Raw genomic sequence first — 15179 nt, 5'->3', positions numbered from 1 at the left:
AGCGTCGTTCGACCGGGGGCGCCGGAGCCTAGAGGTGGTCCGGTTCCTGGAGGAAATGGTCGACGGCAGCCAGGAATAGGCCACCGCGATGCCCGTCGCTCGCGCGGTGATCTGCAGCGAGCGTGGCTTTCACGAGTGGGCGCGATCCGACGAGACCTCCCGACGCCCATGGTCGATCGCCGATCTTGCCGAAGCCGACGAGCGCCACTTGAGGTGGATAGATCACGCCGAAGACGGTCTCCACCCCTTGGTCGCCCAGGTTCGTCACCGTGATCGTGGGTTCGGACATCTCCGAGGCGCGAAGCACGCCCGAACGTGCGCGCTGCACGAGGTCGCGGAGCGACGTCATCAGCTCGTCGAGGCTCTTCTCATCCACGTCGCGGATGGCCGGTGCGATGAGGCCGCCCTGTCGGAGCGAGATCGCCACTCCGACATGGACCCCGTCGCCCGGCCGGAACGCACCTTCCATCCAGAAGCCGTTCATCTCCGGCACGTCGTGCGTCGCCAGCGCCACGGCTTTGAGCAGGAGCGCGGCCGGCAGCAGCCGTTCGGTGGCCGGGCGCTCTGCGTTGTGTTCCTCGAGCCAAGCGAGGGCCGGCTTCATGTCGATATCCGTCGCCAAGTAGTAGTGCGGGATCTCCCGTTTCGAGCGTGCCATGAGCGCCCCGATCGCCTGCCGCATCGCAGCCTTTCGGTCCTGGGTGGACGGCTCGGGCGTTGCCTGAGCGCGGACCGTCTCGGCCTGCGGCGTCTCCGCGTCACGCGCGGCGGCGGCGCGCTCGATGTCCGCTCGCGTGATCGCGCCGCCGGGACCAGTCCCGGCCACCCGCGAGAGATCGACGCCGAGCTCGTGCGCGGCTCGGCGAGCCAGCGGGGAAGCGAGCCGGCGAGCGGGCGGCGGGGCTTCTGGGCGAGCCGGCTCCGACGGCGCCCGGGATGGGACCGCCGCGGCTTCGGTGCCGTCCGCGGCGATGAGCGCCAGCGGCGTCCCGACCGGCACCTTCGTCCCTTCGGCGACGAGAAGCTCTTGGACGGTCCCGGTTTCGAAGATCTCGATCTCGATCGCGGCCTTGTCCGTGTCTACGACCGCGACGATGTCGCCGCGGCTCACGTGGTCACCGGGCTTGACCTTCCATTCGATGAGCTTGCCGGCTTCCATGTCGGCGCCGAGCGAGGGCATGCGGAATTCACTCACCGCGGAAGAGCTCCCGCGTCGCTCGCACGATCGTTTCGACCTGGGGGATGGCCGCTTCTTCGAGGTGCTTCGCGAACGGCATCGGGACCTCGGCCGAGCAGACCCGCGTGACCGGCGCGTCCAGCTCGAAGAAGGCGTTTTCCATGATCCGCGCGCTGACCTCGGCCGAGATGCTCCCGCTCCGCCATCCCTCGTCCACGATCACCGCACGGTGGGTCTTCCGAACCGACCGGAGGATGGTCGCCTCGTCGAGCGGCCGGAGCACCCGGAGATCGACGACTTCCACGTCGATGCCCTCCGGCGCGAGCTTCTCGGCGGCCTCGACCGTCTTCGCAAGGGTGCCTCCGTAAGTGATCAACGACACATCCTTGCCCGGCCGCCGCACGGCCGCGCGTTCGATATCGACGGCACCCGCGTCGGCCGCCAGCTCGTCCTCCATGTTGTACAGCGATCCATGCTCGAAGATCACAACCAGGTTGGGGTCGGCGAGGGCGCTGGCCATCATGCCACGCGCGTCCTCCAGCGTCGCCGGCGTCAACACCTTGATACCGGGGATGTGGGCGTACCAGCCGTCCAGGCTGTGCGAGTGCTGAGCGCCGAGCTGGCGGCCGGCGCCGGTGGTCATGCGGATGACCAGCGGGATCGCGAACTGCCCCCCCGACATGTGCGAGATCGTCGCCGCGTTGTTCACGATCTGATCGAGCGCCAGCAGGCTGAAGTTCACCGTCATGATCTCGACGATGGGACGCATGCCGCCGAGTGCCGCGCCGATGCCTGCTCCGACGAACGCGGATTCCGACAACGGGGTGTCGCGTATCCGGTCGGGACCGAATTCCTCCAGGAGTCCTTTGCTCACGCCGAAGCATCCGCCGTATCGGCCGACGTCCTCCCCCATGAGGAACACGCGCTCGTCCTGCAGCATCGCGTCGCGGATCCCGGCCCGAAGGGCCTCGCGATAGGTCATTCGCAACCGTTCCGAACCTTCGCCCGAGCTCATGGCGCTCGCTCCGCGTAGACGTACTTCGTCAGGTCCTCGACCGGTTCCGGCGTTCCGGCCTCTGCGAACGCGATCGCTTCGGCGATTTCCCTCGCGATCTCTTCCTCCATCCGGCGGAGCGACTCGTCGTCGACGGCGCCGTGCAATTGCAGCCACCCGGTGAAGAGTTCGATCGGATCACGTTGCTTCCACATCCGGACCTCTTCCTTGGCGCGGTACAACTCCGGGTCGTACATGGAGTGCGCTCGGAACCGATACGTCCGGCATTCGAGGAAGTACGGACCGGTTCCCGCGCGTACCGCGACGGCCGCACGGCGGGCGGCTTCTTCAACCGCGACAACATCCATCCCGTCGACGGACCAGGCGGGCATCTCGTAGCTCGATGCCTTCAATGCGATGTTCGTCTCGGCTTCGGAGCGCTCGATGTGGGTTCCCATCGCGTAGAGGTTGTTCTCGCAGACGAACAACACGGGGAGACCCCAGAGCGCTGCGAGGTTCATCGACTCGTGGAATTCGCCTTCCGCGACCGCTCCTTCACCGAAGAAGCAGCACGTCACACGGGCTCGTCCTCGCATCTTGTCGGCGAGGGCGAGGCCGACCGCGATCGGCAGCCCTCCGCCGACGATCGCGTTTCCGCCGAAGAAGCGGGTAGTTGCGTCGAAGATGTGCATCGAGCCGCCGCGTCCGCGGCTCGCACCTTCCACCTTCCCGAACATCTCGGCCATGATGGAGGCAGCCGAGACGCCGCGCGCCAGCGCGTGGCCGTGCTCGCGGTAGGTGGCGACCACGGCATCCTCGCGCTCGAGCGACTCCATGACGCCGACGGCGACGGCCTCTTCGCCGATGTAGAGGTGCATGAATCCACGTATCTTCTGGGCGCTGTAGAGCTCCACGCACTTCTCTTCGAAGCGGCGGATGCGAAGCATCTCATGGAGCAGGTGGCGGCCGTGCTCGGGGTCGGGCGCAGGGCCGGTGACCGGGTCGAGGTCCATCACTGGTCCTCCAGCGTCGAAAGGTCGCCCTCCGGCAAGCCCAGCTCACGTGCCTTGAGCAGCCGGCGCATGATCTTGCCGCTCCGCGTCCTCGGAAGGCTCGTACGGAAATCGATCTGTCGCGGCGCGACGGCCGCGCCGAGCCGCTTCCGCCCGAATCCGAGCAACTCCCTGCGCAGCTGCTCGTCGGGCGATCGCCCTGCTTTGAGGGTGACGTAGGCCTTCACGATCTCGCCGGCGAGCGGGTCCGGGATCCCGATGACACCCGCTTCCGCGACGGCAGGGTGCTCCATCAGGGCGCTTTCGACCTCGAACGGCCCGATGAGGTGCCCGGCCGACTTGATCACGTCGTCCGCGCGTCCCACGAACCAGAAGTAGCCGTCGGCGTCGCGCTTCGCGAGGTCGCCGGTGAGGTACCAGTCGCCGGCGAAGCACGAGCGGTAACGCTCCTGTTCGTGCAGGTATCCGCGGAACATCGACGGCCATCCCGACCGCAGCGCCAGCTCGCCTTCGACGCCCGGCTCGGCGACGACCTCGGCGATCCCGTCCGTCGTGATGATCTTGCCGTTGGCGCCCCGGCGCACGATGGCCGCCTCGATGCCGGGGAGCGGACGCCCCATCGAGCCGGGGCGGATGTCCATCGAGGCGTAATTGGCGATCATGATCCCGCCGGTCTCGGTCTGCCACCAGTTGTCGTGGATGGGAAGACCGAACGCCTCGGCGCCCCAGACCACGGCCTCGGGATTGAGCGGTTCCCCGACGCTCGCGATGAAGCGAAGCCGCGAAAGGTCGTAGTCCTGCACCGGCGTGACTCCGGCCTTCATGAACATCCGAACGGCCGTCGGCGCCGTGTACCAGACGGTGACGCGCTCGTCCTGAAGGGTGTGGCACCAGCGTTCGACTGAGAAGTCGGCCTCGTCGACGATGCTCGTGATGCCGTTCGTGAGCGGCGAGATGATCCCGTAAGACGTCCCCGTGACCCAGCCGGGGTCGGCCGTGCACCAGAAGACGTCGTCCGGATGGAAGTCGAGCGCGAGCTTCCCGGTGATGTGGTGCGCCACGACGGCCTGGTGCACATGGACCGCACCTTTCGGAGTTCCGGTCGTGCCGCTGGTGAAGTGGAGGAGCGCCATGTCTTCGGGGTCGGTCGGCGGGATCTCGAAGCGGTCGTCCGCCTCGCTCATCCATTTGTTGAAGTCGAGCGTTCCCGGAACGTTCGTGACCTCACCCTCCGCGCCGACGAGCAGCACGTGCTCGAGCGACGGCAAGGAGTCTCTGATGGCGGCGACCTTCTTCTCGTAGAGCGCCTCGGTCGTGACGAGCACGCGTCCGTCGCCGATCGTCATCCGCTGACGGATGGGCTCCGGACCGAAGGCCGAGAACAGCGGGGCGAAGACGCTGGCGTTCTTGAGCGTCCCCAGGGCGGCGATGTACAGCTCGGGGATCCGCCCCGCGAGGACGAAGACGCGATCGCCTTTGCCGATGCCGAGCCCGGCCAGCACGTTCGCGAAGCGATTCGTCAGGACGCGCAGATCTCCGTACGTGAGATCGCGAACGTCGCCGCTTCGGCCGAGCCATCGAAGCGCGAGTTTGCGCGCGCGCGCGCCGCCGGCATGACGATCGACGGCTTCGTGCGCGACGTTCAGGCCGCGTCCGTCGGGGAGGCCGTCGAGCTCGCGGCGAGCCTGCGCCCAAGAGAAGGAGGCGTAGACGCGCTCGTAGTCGCCGAGATTGGGCTCGGGGAGCCGATGGCCCGCCGTCTTGCCGATCGTCTCCCACGTCATGCCGATTCGCGAACCCGCATGAGGATCGCCTCCCGACACCGACGGAGCGGCATGCGGTACGCGCGCCGTTCGATGTTCTGTTCCGATCGTCACCGAACAAGCGTGAGGTCGCTAGGGCCGGACGGTCCGCCGCGGCGGGCCCTTCGGACCTTTTGCCTTGCGTTGCGCGAGTTATCGCTGAGTGCTCGCCGGTCGTCCTGTCCCCTCACAGGAGGGTCGGTCGGCCCTGGCATGCCGGACGCCGCCGGGGACACGCTTCGAGCGGGCGAGGAACCTCTCGTCCTGCGTGCGAGGAGAGGATCGATCACGGCCACCGAGGTGCAGGAAACCAACGTGCTCCTCACAACGGCTCGCGGGCGCGCCTTGCTCGCCGATCCTTTGCTGAACAAGGACTCCGCTTTCGTCGAGGAGGAGCGCGACGCCTTCGGTCTTCACGGCCTGCTGCCGGCTCGCGTCCTGACGATGGAGGAGCAGGCCGAGTTGGAGCTCGAGCACGTGCGGCGTAAAGAGGACGATCTCGAGCGCTACATCGGTCTCGCAGCCTTGCAGGATCGCAACGAAACCCTCTTCTATCGTGTGCTCGCCGAGAACCTCGAGGAGTTACTCCCGATCGTCTACACGCCGACCGTAGGGCTTGCCTGCCAGCGATTCAGCCACATCCTGCGGCGGACGCGCGGTCTGTGGCTCACCCCCGAGGACGAGGATCGAGTGCCGATCCTGCTTCGGAACGCGGCGCGGGGCGAGGTGCGGCTCATCGTTGCGACGGACAACGAGCGGATCCTGGGCCTCGGCGATCAAGGCTGCGGCGGCATGGGGATCCCGATCGGCAAGCTCTCCCTCTACACGGCGTGCGCCGGGGTCCCTCCGGCGCTGACGCTGCCGGTCTCACTCGACGTCGGGACCGACAACGAGACGCTGCTGTCCGATCCGCTGTACCTCGGATACCGGCGACCGCGGCTGCGCGGCCGCGCTTACGATCGGTTCCTCGACGCCTTCGTGGAAGGTGTGCGCGAGACGTTCCCCCGCGCGTTGCTGCAATGGGAGGATCTCAAGAAACACAACGCGGTAGCCGTTCTGGACCGGTATCGCCACCGGTTTCCGAGCTTCAACGACGATGTTCAAGGCACCGGTGCCGTGGTGCTCGCCGGCGTCCTGGCGGCGTTGCGAAGGATCGGCGGCAGGCTCGAGGAGCACCGGTTCGTCATCGTTGGCGCCGGAGCAGCGGGTATCGGTATCGCGCGCACGTTGTCGGCGGCGATGCGCCGGGACGGCGTCGACGAACGCATCATCCGCCGAGCGATCGTCATGACGGATCTTGGGGGGCTGCTGTATCTCGGTCGTCCCGATGTGTCCGACGAGCAGGAACCGTTCGCGCTGGGCCCGGCCGAGACATCGCTGTACGGGATCTCCGCGGTCCACGACCTCGTGACGATCGTCGGCCGCATCCGCCCCACGTTCCTGATCGGCGCCACCGCAGAACCCGGCGTCTTCACGGAGGCCGTGATCCGCGAGATGGGGGGCCACGCAACGACCCCCGTCGTCTTCCCGCTCTCAAACCCGACGTCCAGTGCGGAAGCCATCCCGGCCGACGTCGTCGCGTGGACCGGCGGGCGCGCGCTCGTCGCGACGGGCAGCCCGTTCCCCCCCGTCCTCTGGGGCCGGCAAACGCGGGTGGTCGGACAATCGAACAACGCGTTCATCTTCCCGGGAGTCGGGCTGGGTGCGATCGCTGCGGGGGTGATGGAGATCAGCGACGAGATGTTCCTGACGGCGGCGCGCGAGCTTGCCGGCCACGTAACCGCAGATCGCCTCGCGACCGGCGCTTTGTACCCCCCGGTTTCCGCACTGCGGGAGGTCTCGCGCTCCATCGCCGTCGCGGTCGCAGCCGCAGGAACCGGCGAAGATCGGGAGCAGATGAGCGCGGTCATCGATGCGTTCATGTGGCGACCGGAGTACGCCGTCCTCCACTAGTTTTCGGCCGGCCGGCGGAAGCGCAGATGCGGGCTGTTCACGGGTTCAGCGACGCGTGATCCGCGCACACTCGCGGCACGTCAGCCGTCGCGGGTCGGCGAGCTTCCGGCGCAGTCGCGGCACAGCATCTTCTGCGGATCGGCGAGGCGCGCGCGGCTCATAACGAGGAAGCACGAGGTGCACGTGAACTCGAGACGGCCCCGACCAACCGGGGGTTGCGGAGTCTCCGAGTCGACCTTCTCGTCGCGATGCATAGCACTCTCGAGCTCCTCCAACGCCAGCTCCCCGTCGTCGGCTCGTTCGTGCAGCGCCTCGAGCTCCGTCTCAACCTGCTCCTCGAGCGGCAAGGGGATCATTTCGATGGTCCCCAGGTCCTTTCCCCGGCGATGTCCGTTCTTTCTGGTCACGGCCAACCTCCTAAAGGAGCGCTTCTCCAGCTTCACCGCTTCGGAAGTTGCAAGGCAGGGCTGATGGTCCCAGAAGTCGACGGTCGAACGGATACGGCGACGGCTGGTTAGGACCGTCGGGCGAGGCCTGCGAGGCCAAACACCCAACCGGCCATCGTCGAAGCCCTAGAGGCTTTCGTCCCGGTTGTCTAGGGACGGATGCGCCTACGCGGGCGGGCGGACCTGGGGCTCACTGGACGGTGCAGAAACGGGCTGCCTTTGGAGGTGAGCACGGATGGTGCGGAGATCCAAGACGCGGCAGGTTCCCTATGTGCCGAACGAATGGCCTGAGCCCAGGCTCGAGCCCAGGGTGCTGGTGGAGGAAACCGACGAAGTTGGCCGATGGGCGACGGTTCGTCTCCTCGAGCGTTCGGGCTTCGAGGTGGGCGAATGTCCGGGGCCCGATGCCACGCGAGGCTGGGAGTGTCCGATCCCACGTGGTGTCACCTGTCCGCTCGTGGAAGGCGCAGACGCCATCGTCTTCTCCCTGAGCCTCGGGTCGGAAGAGAATCGAGCGATCCTCGGTACGCATAGACAGACGATTCTCGAGCGTCCCGTGTGTGTAGAGGCGACGGGGCCCGAGGCGTTTGCCAACCGTCATCTGCTCGACGGCTGCAGGGTCCTTAGCCCCGGCGGACTCGGTGATCTCGTCCCCGAGGTCGTGTCCGCGCTCAAGGGCCGGCCGATGGACGATTGACCGGCCGGCGATCCACTCCTGACGGAAGGTGCGCTCGGACTCACCTGGGACGCGTCCCGAACGCGCGGGAGCGCTATGGTGTCTCCGGCTTATGAGGCGGCGGACGCTCATCCTGGTCGCTACGATGGCCGGGCTGCTCGCTCTGCTCGGAGCCGGTGCCGCGGCGTTCCGGCTGAACCGGTCCGGTCGGCCCCAGGAACGAGCGATCGCGCTGGTGTCGCCCTCGCCTTCTCCCTCGCCATCGGTTGCTCCGACTGTTTCTCCGTCGCCGTCGCCGTCGCCGTCACCTAAGCCGAAACCATCGCCGAGCCGCCGGCCGACCGTCTACGCCGCTCCGTGGACGGGCCCCGCCCAACCCAGCGCAACCTGCGGCACGAAGGGCGCACGGGTCGTTCGCTTCCGCATCCAGGTCGACCGCGGACTGCCTACCACGCCGGAACGCTTCACCCAGGACGTGCTGTCGATCCTGTGCGACCGGCGATCGTGGATCGCCAGCGGGCAGGTGCGGTTCCGTTACGATCCGAAGGGCTCGCTGCTCATCGGGCTCCGCACCCAGGAGCACAAGAACAGCATCTGCTACCCCTACACCGGGTACGGGTCGTGTCAGGTGCCGGGCCAGGTCGTGATCAACGCGGAGCGGTGGTTCGGTGGGTCGAAGTTCGTCAACCTGACCGTGAGCGACTATCGGCGGCTCGTCATCAATCACGAGGTCGGACACACGATCGGGCAGCGTCACCGCGGGTGTCCGAAGGAGGGGGCACCGGCCCCGGTGATGATGCAACAGTCCCTGGGCCTGACGACCGAGGGGCGTACCTGTCGCGCGAACCCGTGGCCGTTGTCCTACGAGCTCAGCTCCGTACCCTGAGGTCGCGGCCTTCGGCCCTCCGAGCGGCCATCACCGCAGAGTGCCGCCACGTCATCCTCAACGGCGGCGGCCAGCGGAGACCGACCCGGCGAGGCACAGGACGGCCGGGCCGATCGGAGGAAGCTTCCGCAGTGTCTGCGGAGACGATCGCATAGCCGTCCATCGCGGAGTTGGCGAAGCGCGGCACGTCGATCGCCGCGACGACACGCTCGGCCAGCACGAGCCCACACGCGTCGCGAAGGACCACGGTCTCGGGGGGAGCGGAGTGAGGTAGCGAAGGGCGCGAGCGACTGCCTCCTCGTATCTGATGAGCGCGTGTTCAAGTTCTTCCGCAGTGACGGTGCGGACGCTCATTCTTTCGCCTGCGCCGGTGCCACCGCCCCCCGGTCCGCTGCCTCGCGAACCGCAGCCGAGAGCGTGTCGAGCGATGCGCCGCCACGGTGCGCGATCCCGAGCACGTAACACAGGAGCGGGGCGTTGGTGCGGTCACCGCTGGTATGCGCGGCGATCCGTGCGAGGTCGAGCAACGTCCGTACGTCCTTGGGAGACAGGGTCAGCGTGTCGGGGGCCTGACCCACGGTCGACGCGACGGCTCGGGTGATTTCCTGGAGCCAGTTCGCCGTCATGATCTCCTCCTCGCCTCTAGGCGGCTCCACGGAAGCAGGACCGTCGGCGCTGCTTTCCGTCGTCGGCGCGACGATCCCCGTGTGTAAGGCCCGGATCTCGGCGAAGACTGTCGCGGAGTGCCCCCTCGGGAGGCAGGGCCCATGGTCCCTCGAGCTGGAGGGCTATTGACCCTGTCCTCAGAGCCTGGCCGGCGGGGCTAATGGCACAGGAGCACGAGATACGCGATGAACATTCGAGCGAAGCACCTCCGGGTAAGAGCGCTCCGTCAGCGGGGCGGCGACCGGACGCCCGCACGGGCGACCTCGACATGCCGCTTCGAGATCTTCGATCTCCACTGTCGGCTGTGTGCCGTGGTGCTGAGGCAATCCCTGGCCGTGCTTCCCGGCGTGGTCGCCGTATCGGTGAACGAGGCGATGGGTTGCGCCAACGTCGATTACGAAAGGACTCGCCTGGGGTGGGAGGACCTGAGGGTCACCATCGCGAAGGCGGGCTTCAACGTCCATGACGAGCGGGTCCGTCTCCGGCCCATGGTGGCATCTCTTTCACCGGTCGGCTCGCCGCTCGCATGACCCGGCTCGCCGCTCGCATGACCGAGCTCGTTATCCCACGATAGGCGAGCGGAGGAAGGCCTCGGCCCGAAATACGTCTCCACCCAGACCGGACCCCGATTTCCTCCTATGGCCGATGGCCCCAGAACGAGAGGGCCAGTCGCGCCTTTTGTTACTCACGCCCGTAACGGATGCTCGCTCCATCAGCAGCGCTGTCATGGGGAGGGGCCACATCGCGTCCACGTCGGCGCGCGCATCACGCCGGGCGGGGCGCGGTTCGGCACCTACGTCGCCAAAGTGCCCGCCCGGGCGGCACCCGAGGCGCTCGCGCGCCTGGTCGCCGCGTACACGAGCGAGCGACGAGAGGGCGAAGCGTTTGCCGATTGGGTCGACCGGATCGGCGTCGCCGGTATCGAGCAGCGCGTCGCCGACCTCGAGCATCTCCCCGCGAAGGAGGAAGCGCCCGAGTTGTTCGAAGCTTGGGGATCGTCCGAGCCGTTCCGCGTGATCCTCGGGCGTGGCGAATGCGCCTCGTGAACCAGCCCAAGCGACCCGGCCCAGACGGGCCACACGGCCCTAGGCGCCCGAACGCGCTCGAGAGGTAATTGGCCTGCGATCTTCGACCGCACGGTCGTGCGAAAGGAGGCTCCGTTGACCTTTCTTGAGCTGGACGAGCTGACCGCGGAAGAGCGCACGCTGCGTGACGAGCTGCATCGGGTCGCACTCGAGGTTCTGCGCCCGGCGGCTCGGGCCCTGGACCGGATGGATCCGGAGGAGCGTGTCGCACCCGGCTCTCCGTATCACGAGGCAATGCGGACTCTCCGACGGCTCGGATACCACCGGATCTTCCTCCCGCCGGAGTACGGCGGACCCGACCCGCCGCTCGGCCCTCTGGGTCGCGCGATCGTCTTCGAGGAATTGGCGTGGGGGAGTCTCGGCCTGGCGACGGCGTTCGGCGTCGACATGCTGCCGTTCGTGCTGATCTCGAATTTCGGCGGTGACGAGCTTCGCCGGGAGCTGCTCGCTCCCTGGGCCGAAGATCGCGAACTGGCCTACCACGGCTGCTGGGGCGTCACGGAGCCGGCGCACGGGAGCGACGCGATCTCCTTCCTTCGCGACGAGGGGGCCGCGTCGTTCGGGCCCGGGCAGGTCATCGCCGAGGCCGACGGAGACGGGTGGGTGATCCGAGGGCAAAAGGCGGCGTGGGTCAGCTCGGCGCCGGTGGCGACACACTGCGCGGTTCACGCGCAGGTCCGGGACGGCGGCGACTTTCTGCACGGGCTGCTGGCCGTCGTGCCCCTCGATTCGCCCGGCGTCCGTCGCGGCCGCCCCGTCGACATGCTCGGCACGCGCGACGACCCGCAGGGCGAGATCTTCTTCGATGGGGTGAGGATCCCGGAGCGGTACGTCGTCGTCGCGCCCACACCGTTCTACGGGGTGTTCGTCGACCAGCTTCTGTGCCTCACGAGCGTAGGCATCGGCGCGATGGCCGTCGGCGTCGCCCGAGCAGCGTTCGAGGAGGCGCTGACCTACGCGAGGGAGCGCGTGCAGGGCGGCGGGCCGATCACGCGCCACAAGAACATCCAGCTGACGCTGTACTCGATGTTCGAGAAGGTCGAGACCGCCCGCGCGTACACACGTGGGGCGATGCGTCACGTATACCGTCGCGCCCTGGAGGAGGCCACCTATGACGCATCGCCCCGCCACGCGCGGGCGGCGCAGATCTACGCCAAACGAGTGGCGTTCGAGGTCGCGCACGACGCCGTGCAGGTCCACGGCGCGATGGGCCTCAGCAAGGAGTCCCTCGTCGAGAAGCTCTTCCGCGATGCGCGGTCGTTGCTGATCGAGGATGGGACGCTCGAGGTGCTCTCGCTCGACGCGGCGCACGACGTGATCGCGAGCTACGAGAGCGAACGGTACGAGCTGTCGGAGGTGATGGCGAAATGGTGACGGTCAAAGGGATCCCGCTCGACGCGCCGCTCTACGAGATCGACGCCGAACGCGGAGTCGAGTACTGGGGGTGCAAGGCTCTCGCTGCGTTCTTCACCATCGACGGAGACGTCAGCGATCTGCTTCCCGCCGGGCTCCGCCTGGCCGGGGACCCGGCGCTGGGCGCCGTCCTCATCGCCGACTACGGCGGCAGCACCCTGGGGCACTACAACGAGTTCGTGTCGTTGATCCAGGTCGTCGGTCTGGACGGCAAGCAGGGGATGTACGTCCCGTACATCTACGTGACGAACGATGCCGCGATGGCGGCCGGGCGGGAGCTGCTCGGCGCGCCGAAGAAGCTCGCCCACATCGAGATCACCCAGGAGTACGACCTGATCCAGGGAACGTTCGAACGGCCCCGCGGCAAGCGGTTGGTGACGTTCACGATGAAGCCGAGCACCCGCCTGAGCCGGGAAGCGATGGAGGCCGTGCTGCCGAACGGCACCCCGCTGTACTCATTGCGGCAGTCCCCGCCGGTCGACGGCCGCGGAGGAACGTCGGAACTCGTGCAGTGGTTCAGCGACCTGTTCACGCACGTCGACGCGAGCGGAAAGGAGATCCTCTTCGCCGGGCCGGCTTCGATCACCTACGACTCCCCGTCGGTGATCGACCCCGTGCATCGATTGGGCATCGGAACGATGCTGGCCGCGGCGTACACCGAGTTCGACATGGCGCTGCGGCCGGGGGCCATCGTGGAGCGGCCCGCCGAGCAGCGGAAGGAGGAAGTGAGCACCCGTTCGTCGGGTTGATAACGCCGGTTCTGAATGTGTTCCGGTGTTGCCGGGTTACTGCGCGCACCCCACCGGTGCTGATCGCCCGCCGTCGCCGGCCGTGAGTGGGGCCTCGCCCACGTCTCTCGGGATCAACCCAGCGATCGGGTCGCCCTGGGCGCGGTTGGCGCCGGTGTTGGATAGCGTGGTGACGCCGCACACGTTCGCGAGCGTCGACAGCGGCGTGATGCCGTGAACGTGCGCCGAAGCGGGCGCCGCCGACAGCACTCCGAGGGTGCCGATCATCAGGACGAGCAACAGCACGGCCGGCACCTTCCTACTCACGCGGGCCTCCTCTCCATCTCGTGTACACCCGTCCATACGGGGACCGAGTCGAAAGGGTTCACCGGCGTCGAAATCTCGTTGCCGTTGCGGGGTCGCGGTGCGATTCGAATACGCGAAGTCAAGACATGCGATATCGGGAGGGACCGATCGCCCCATGCCGGTCCCTCCCGAAACGTAGCGCTATCTCGTGAACTTGAAGTAGGCGAAGTGGTGCGTGCCGTCCTTCAGCTCCAGATCGAAGAGCCGGCACTTCGACGCCGAACTCGACCATGCCTTGGCGGTTTTCCAGACGTAGGTGTAGGTGTTGGTCGTGGCGTCGTAGGACAGACTGCTGTTGCCTGCCGCCACCATCGCTTCGACGCCGTCCCAACCCGAGAAGGACTCACACTGAACCTGATCGCGTGTGACGCTCGTGATCACGTCGAGGCCTCGATCTCCGCCGAGGCTGAACTTCACCGGGACGGCAGCGCCCGCCTTCATCACGTTGTAGACCGGGTTGGCACCGGTCCCAGGGGTTATCGACCGGGGCGAAGAAGCCGCTCCAGTCGTAGGAAACGACGGGGTCGCCGATGTAGCGCGCCACCGCGAAGTCCCAGTTCGAACCGCTCCAGGACGCCCCGGCGGCAACGATCTTGGCATCAGGCCCGATGGCGAGCGCACGCGCTTCGTCGTCCCCCGTTCCGATCGGCGTCGTGACGATCCCGTCGCCGTCGAACGTCGCGTCGGGGGTCCCGTCGGGGTTGTAGCGGACGAGCGCGAAGTCCCTGTTCGAACCGTTGTTGAAGTAATCGCCGGCCACGATCTTGCCGTTCGCCTGGATGGCAACGGAATTCGCGGCGGACTCCGACCCGATCGCGGTCGTGAGCTTGCCGTCGCCGTCAAATGCGGAGTCGAGGCTGCCGTCGACGTTGTAGCGGGCCAGTGCCATCTGAGGGGCCGACCAAGCGAGCCAGGTAGATTCCCGGGCATGCGCTCTCCTTCTTCGCATTTCGAGCGCGGGCCCCGCCGCACACCGGCCGGGTCGGACCCGTGCCGGACGGGCCGGTTGATCCGTTGACGCCTCGCCCAAACACGATCACCGGTACCGGGGCATGACCTCCTCCGCGAAGCGTTCCAGCGCCTCGATGTTGAAGGGTGTGATCAGAAGGATGATGTGGCCGACGCCTGCATCGAGATAGGCGTCCACCTGGCGGCATACCTCATCGGGAGGCCCGGCGAGCATCCACCGCTTCCCTTCGGCCTCCTCGACGCCCTGATACGCGGCCCACCCCTGCACCATGAACGCGTACGGCTCCATGTCCTCGGCGATGACGGCCGGCAGCAGGACCGCCTTCTCGATCGCTGCCGCATCCCGGCCCTCCGCTTCGCACATCTCGCTCAGCAGCTCCCCGCGGCGACGGAAGATCTCCGGTGAGCCGAACGAGGTCCAGGCGTCGGCGTGTCTGGCGACGATGGGCAGCATCCGCTTCTCTCCCACGGCCGCGATCGTGATCGGCGGGTGCGGGACCTGCACGGGTTTGGGCTCCGCCACCGCTTCGCTCAGCGCGTAATGCGTGCCTTCGAAGGTCGTGTGCTGCTCCCGCCACAAGCTCCGGATCACGGTCAGCGCTTCGTCGAGCCGCTCCGCCCGTTCACCGACCGACCCGAAGGGCAGCCCGAACATCGCGTGCTCCGGCTCGTACCATCCTGCGCCGATGCCGAACTCGAGCCGGCCGTTCGAGATGACGTCGACGGTGGTGGCGATCTTCGCGAGCACGGCCGGGTGGCGGTAGGTATTGCCGGTCACCATCGCTCCGAGCCGGATGCGCTCGGTGTGGACGGCGAGGGCCGCGAGGCAACTCCAGGCCTCGAGGCACGGCGTCATCGGATCCATCATCACGGCCGTGAAGTGATCGTAGGTCCAGGCGGTGTCGTAGCCGAGGTCCTCTGCCCGGCGCCACATCTTGACGATCTCGTCCCAGGTCGCGAACTGCGTTCCGGTGTGGATCCCGAACCGCGCCTGCTCGCTCACGT

Annotated in this window: 18 protein-coding genes; 7 read left to right on the top strand and 11 right to left on the bottom strand. The window is 67.5% G+C overall.

Annotation, left to right across the window (positions count from 1 at the left end):
* Positions 1–28: 28 nt before the first annotated feature.
* Genes WEB06_19085 through acsA form a run of 4 tightly spaced genes read right to left on the bottom strand, consistent with a single transcriptional unit; the run spans position 29 to position 4968 of the window.
* The gene (locus WEB06_19085) at positions 29–1195 is read right to left on the bottom strand and encodes a dihydrolipoamide acetyltransferase family protein (GenBank protein ID MEX2557722.1); all 1167 of its coding nucleotides are present in this window, start codon (positions 1193–1195) and stop codon (positions 29–31) included.
* Positions 1188–2165 (bottom strand): alpha-ketoacid dehydrogenase subunit beta, encoded by a 978-nt coding sequence (locus tag WEB06_19080; protein MEX2557721.1) that lies wholly within the window; start codon positions 2163–2165, stop codon positions 1188–1190. Before WEB06_19080 ends, WEB06_19085 begins: the two co-directional genes overlap by 8 nt.
* A 23-nt stretch (positions 2166–2188) precedes the next feature.
* Entirely contained in the window at positions 2189–3184 is a 996-nt protein-coding gene (pdhA, locus tag WEB06_19075; protein ID MEX2557720.1) for a pyruvate dehydrogenase (acetyl-transferring) E1 component subunit alpha, read from the bottom strand.
* Positions 3184–4968, bottom strand: a complete 1785-nt coding sequence (acsA, locus tag WEB06_19070; protein ID MEX2557719.1) for an acetate--CoA ligase — start codon at positions 4966–4968, stop codon at positions 3184–3186. The genes pdhA and acsA overlap by 1 nt, the downstream gene beginning before the upstream one ends.
* 231 nt (positions 4969–5199) lie before the next feature.
* On the opposite strand from acsA, the gene WEB06_19065 reads away from it, so the two are divergent.
* Positions 5200–6939 carry an NAD-dependent malic enzyme gene (locus tag WEB06_19065; GenBank protein MEX2557718.1) on the top strand — a complete coding sequence of 580 codons (1740 nt, stop codon included), beginning with the start codon at positions 5200–5202 and terminating at the stop codon, positions 6937–6939.
* Between the two features lie 80 nt (positions 6940–7019).
* Here WEB06_19065 and WEB06_19060 read toward each other — a convergent pair whose 3' ends face one another.
* On the bottom strand, positions 7020–7346 hold the full coding sequence (locus WEB06_19060) for a DUF4193 family protein (GenBank protein ID MEX2557717.1): 327 nt from the start codon (positions 7344–7346) through the stop codon (positions 7020–7022).
* Positions 7347–7620: 274 nt separating this feature from the next.
* On the opposite strand from WEB06_19060, the gene WEB06_19055 reads away from it, so the two are divergent.
* Both WEB06_19055 and WEB06_19050 read left to right on the top strand, forming a co-directional pair.
* Positions 7621–8082, top strand: coding sequence for a hypothetical protein (locus tag WEB06_19055; protein ID MEX2557716.1), 462 nt, complete (start codon positions 7621–7623; stop codon positions 8080–8082).
* A 91-nt stretch (positions 8083–8173) separates the two neighbouring features.
* Positions 8174–8947, top strand: coding sequence for a DUF3152 domain-containing protein (locus WEB06_19050; protein ID MEX2557715.1), 774 nt, complete (start codon positions 8174–8176; stop codon positions 8945–8947).
* On the opposite strand, the gene WEB06_19045 is transcribed toward WEB06_19050, so the two are convergent.
* A complete protein-coding gene (locus tag WEB06_19045) occupies positions 8931–9194 on the bottom strand; it encodes a hypothetical protein (GenBank protein MEX2557714.1) in 264 nt (87 codons plus the stop codon). The two genes, WEB06_19050 and WEB06_19045, sit on opposite strands and share 17 nt — an antisense overlap.
* A gap of 103 nt (positions 9195–9297) precedes the next feature.
* Positions 9298–9573, bottom strand: coding sequence for a DUF6457 domain-containing protein (locus WEB06_19040; protein ID MEX2557713.1), 276 nt, complete (start codon positions 9571–9573; stop codon positions 9298–9300).
* 225 nt (positions 9574–9798) lie between these two features.
* Between WEB06_19040 and WEB06_19035 the strand changes: the two genes are divergently transcribed.
* From WEB06_19035 to WEB06_19020, 4 genes are all read left to right on the top strand, one after another.
* Positions 9799–10143: a heavy-metal-associated domain-containing protein gene (locus WEB06_19035; protein ID MEX2557712.1), complete on the top strand. Its 345-nt coding sequence runs from the start codon at positions 9799–9801 to the stop codon at positions 10141–10143.
* A 276-nt stretch (positions 10144–10419) separates the two neighbouring features.
* On the top strand, positions 10420–10659 hold the full coding sequence (locus WEB06_19030; GenBank protein MEX2557711.1) for a hypothetical protein: 240 nt from the start codon (positions 10420–10422) through the stop codon (positions 10657–10659).
* Positions 10660–10773: 114 nt separating this feature from the next.
* Positions 10774–12072: an acyl-CoA dehydrogenase family protein gene (locus WEB06_19025; GenBank protein MEX2557710.1), complete on the top strand. Its 1299-nt coding sequence runs from the start codon at positions 10774–10776 to the stop codon at positions 12070–12072.
* A complete protein-coding gene (locus tag WEB06_19020) occupies positions 12066–12860 on the top strand; it encodes an acetoacetate decarboxylase family protein (protein ID MEX2557709.1) in 795 nt (264 codons plus the stop codon). Before WEB06_19025 ends, WEB06_19020 begins: the two co-directional genes overlap by 7 nt.
* Before the next feature lie 36 nt (positions 12861–12896).
* On the opposite strand, the gene WEB06_19015 is transcribed toward WEB06_19020, so the two are convergent.
* The 4 genes from WEB06_19015 to WEB06_19000 form a co-directional block, all read right to left on the bottom strand.
* Positions 12897–13166 carry a hypothetical protein gene (locus WEB06_19015; GenBank protein ID MEX2557708.1) on the bottom strand — a complete coding sequence of 90 codons (270 nt, stop codon included), beginning with the start codon at positions 13164–13166 and terminating at the stop codon, positions 12897–12899.
* Positions 13167–13346: 180 nt separating this feature from the next.
* Positions 13347–13646 carry a PxKF domain-containing protein gene (locus WEB06_19010; protein ID MEX2557707.1) on the bottom strand — a complete coding sequence of 100 codons (300 nt, stop codon included), beginning with the start codon at positions 13644–13646 and terminating at the stop codon, positions 13347–13349.
* Positions 13549–14154, bottom strand: coding sequence for a hypothetical protein (locus WEB06_19005; GenBank protein ID MEX2557706.1), 606 nt, complete (start codon positions 14152–14154; stop codon positions 13549–13551). The genes WEB06_19010 and WEB06_19005 overlap by 98 nt, the downstream gene beginning before the upstream one ends.
* Positions 14155–14241: 87 nt before the next feature.
* Entirely contained in the window at positions 14242–15177 is a 936-nt protein-coding gene (locus WEB06_19000) for an LLM class F420-dependent oxidoreductase (protein ID MEX2557705.1), read from the bottom strand.
* Positions 15178–15179 lie beyond the last annotated feature (2 nt).

This window comes from Actinomycetota bacterium, assembly GCA_040905475.1.
GTDB lineage: Bacteria > Actinomycetota > AC-67 > AC-67 > AC-67 > DATFGK01.
The sequence above is the reverse complement of the archived record's forward strand: the minus strand, read 5'-3'. Positions and strand labels throughout refer to the sequence as shown.

What these genes read in the sequence shown, in the direction of transcription:
- pdhA (MEX2557720.1), bottom strand. Translation starts at nt 3,184, where the DNA reads ATGGACCTCGACCCGGTCACCGGCCCTGCGCCCGACCCCGAGCACGGC.
- acsA (MEX2557719.1), bottom strand. Translation starts at nt 4,968, where the DNA reads ATGACGTGGGAGACGATCGGCAAGACGGCGGGCCATCGGCTCCCCGAG.
- WEB06_19065 (MEX2557718.1), top strand. Translation starts at nt 5,200, where the DNA reads ATGCCGGACGCCGCCGGGGACACGCTTCGAGCGGGCGAGGAACCTCTC.
- WEB06_19055 (MEX2557716.1), top strand. Translation starts at nt 7,621, where the DNA reads ATGGTGCGGAGATCCAAGACGCGGCAGGTTCCCTATGTGCCGAACGAA.
- WEB06_19050 (MEX2557715.1), top strand. Translation starts at nt 8,174, where the DNA reads ATGAGGCGGCGGACGCTCATCCTGGTCGCTACGATGGCCGGGCTGCTC.
- WEB06_19040 (MEX2557713.1), bottom strand. Translation starts at nt 9,573, where the DNA reads ATGACGGCGAACTGGCTCCAGGAAATCACCCGAGCCGTCGCGTCGACC.
- WEB06_19035 (MEX2557712.1), top strand. Translation starts at nt 9,799, where the DNA reads ATGAACATTCGAGCGAAGCACCTCCGGGTAAGAGCGCTCCGTCAGCGG.
- WEB06_19020 (MEX2557709.1), top strand. Translation starts at nt 12,066, where the DNA reads ATGGTGACGGTCAAAGGGATCCCGCTCGACGCGCCGCTCTACGAGATC.
- WEB06_19010 (MEX2557707.1), bottom strand. Translation starts at nt 13,646, where the DNA reads ATGAAGGCGGGCGCTGCCGTCCCGGTGAAGTTCAGCCTCGGCGGAGAT.
- WEB06_19005 (MEX2557706.1), bottom strand. Translation starts at nt 14,154, where the DNA reads ATGCGAAGAAGGAGAGCGCATGCCCGGGAATCTACCTGGCTCGCTTGG.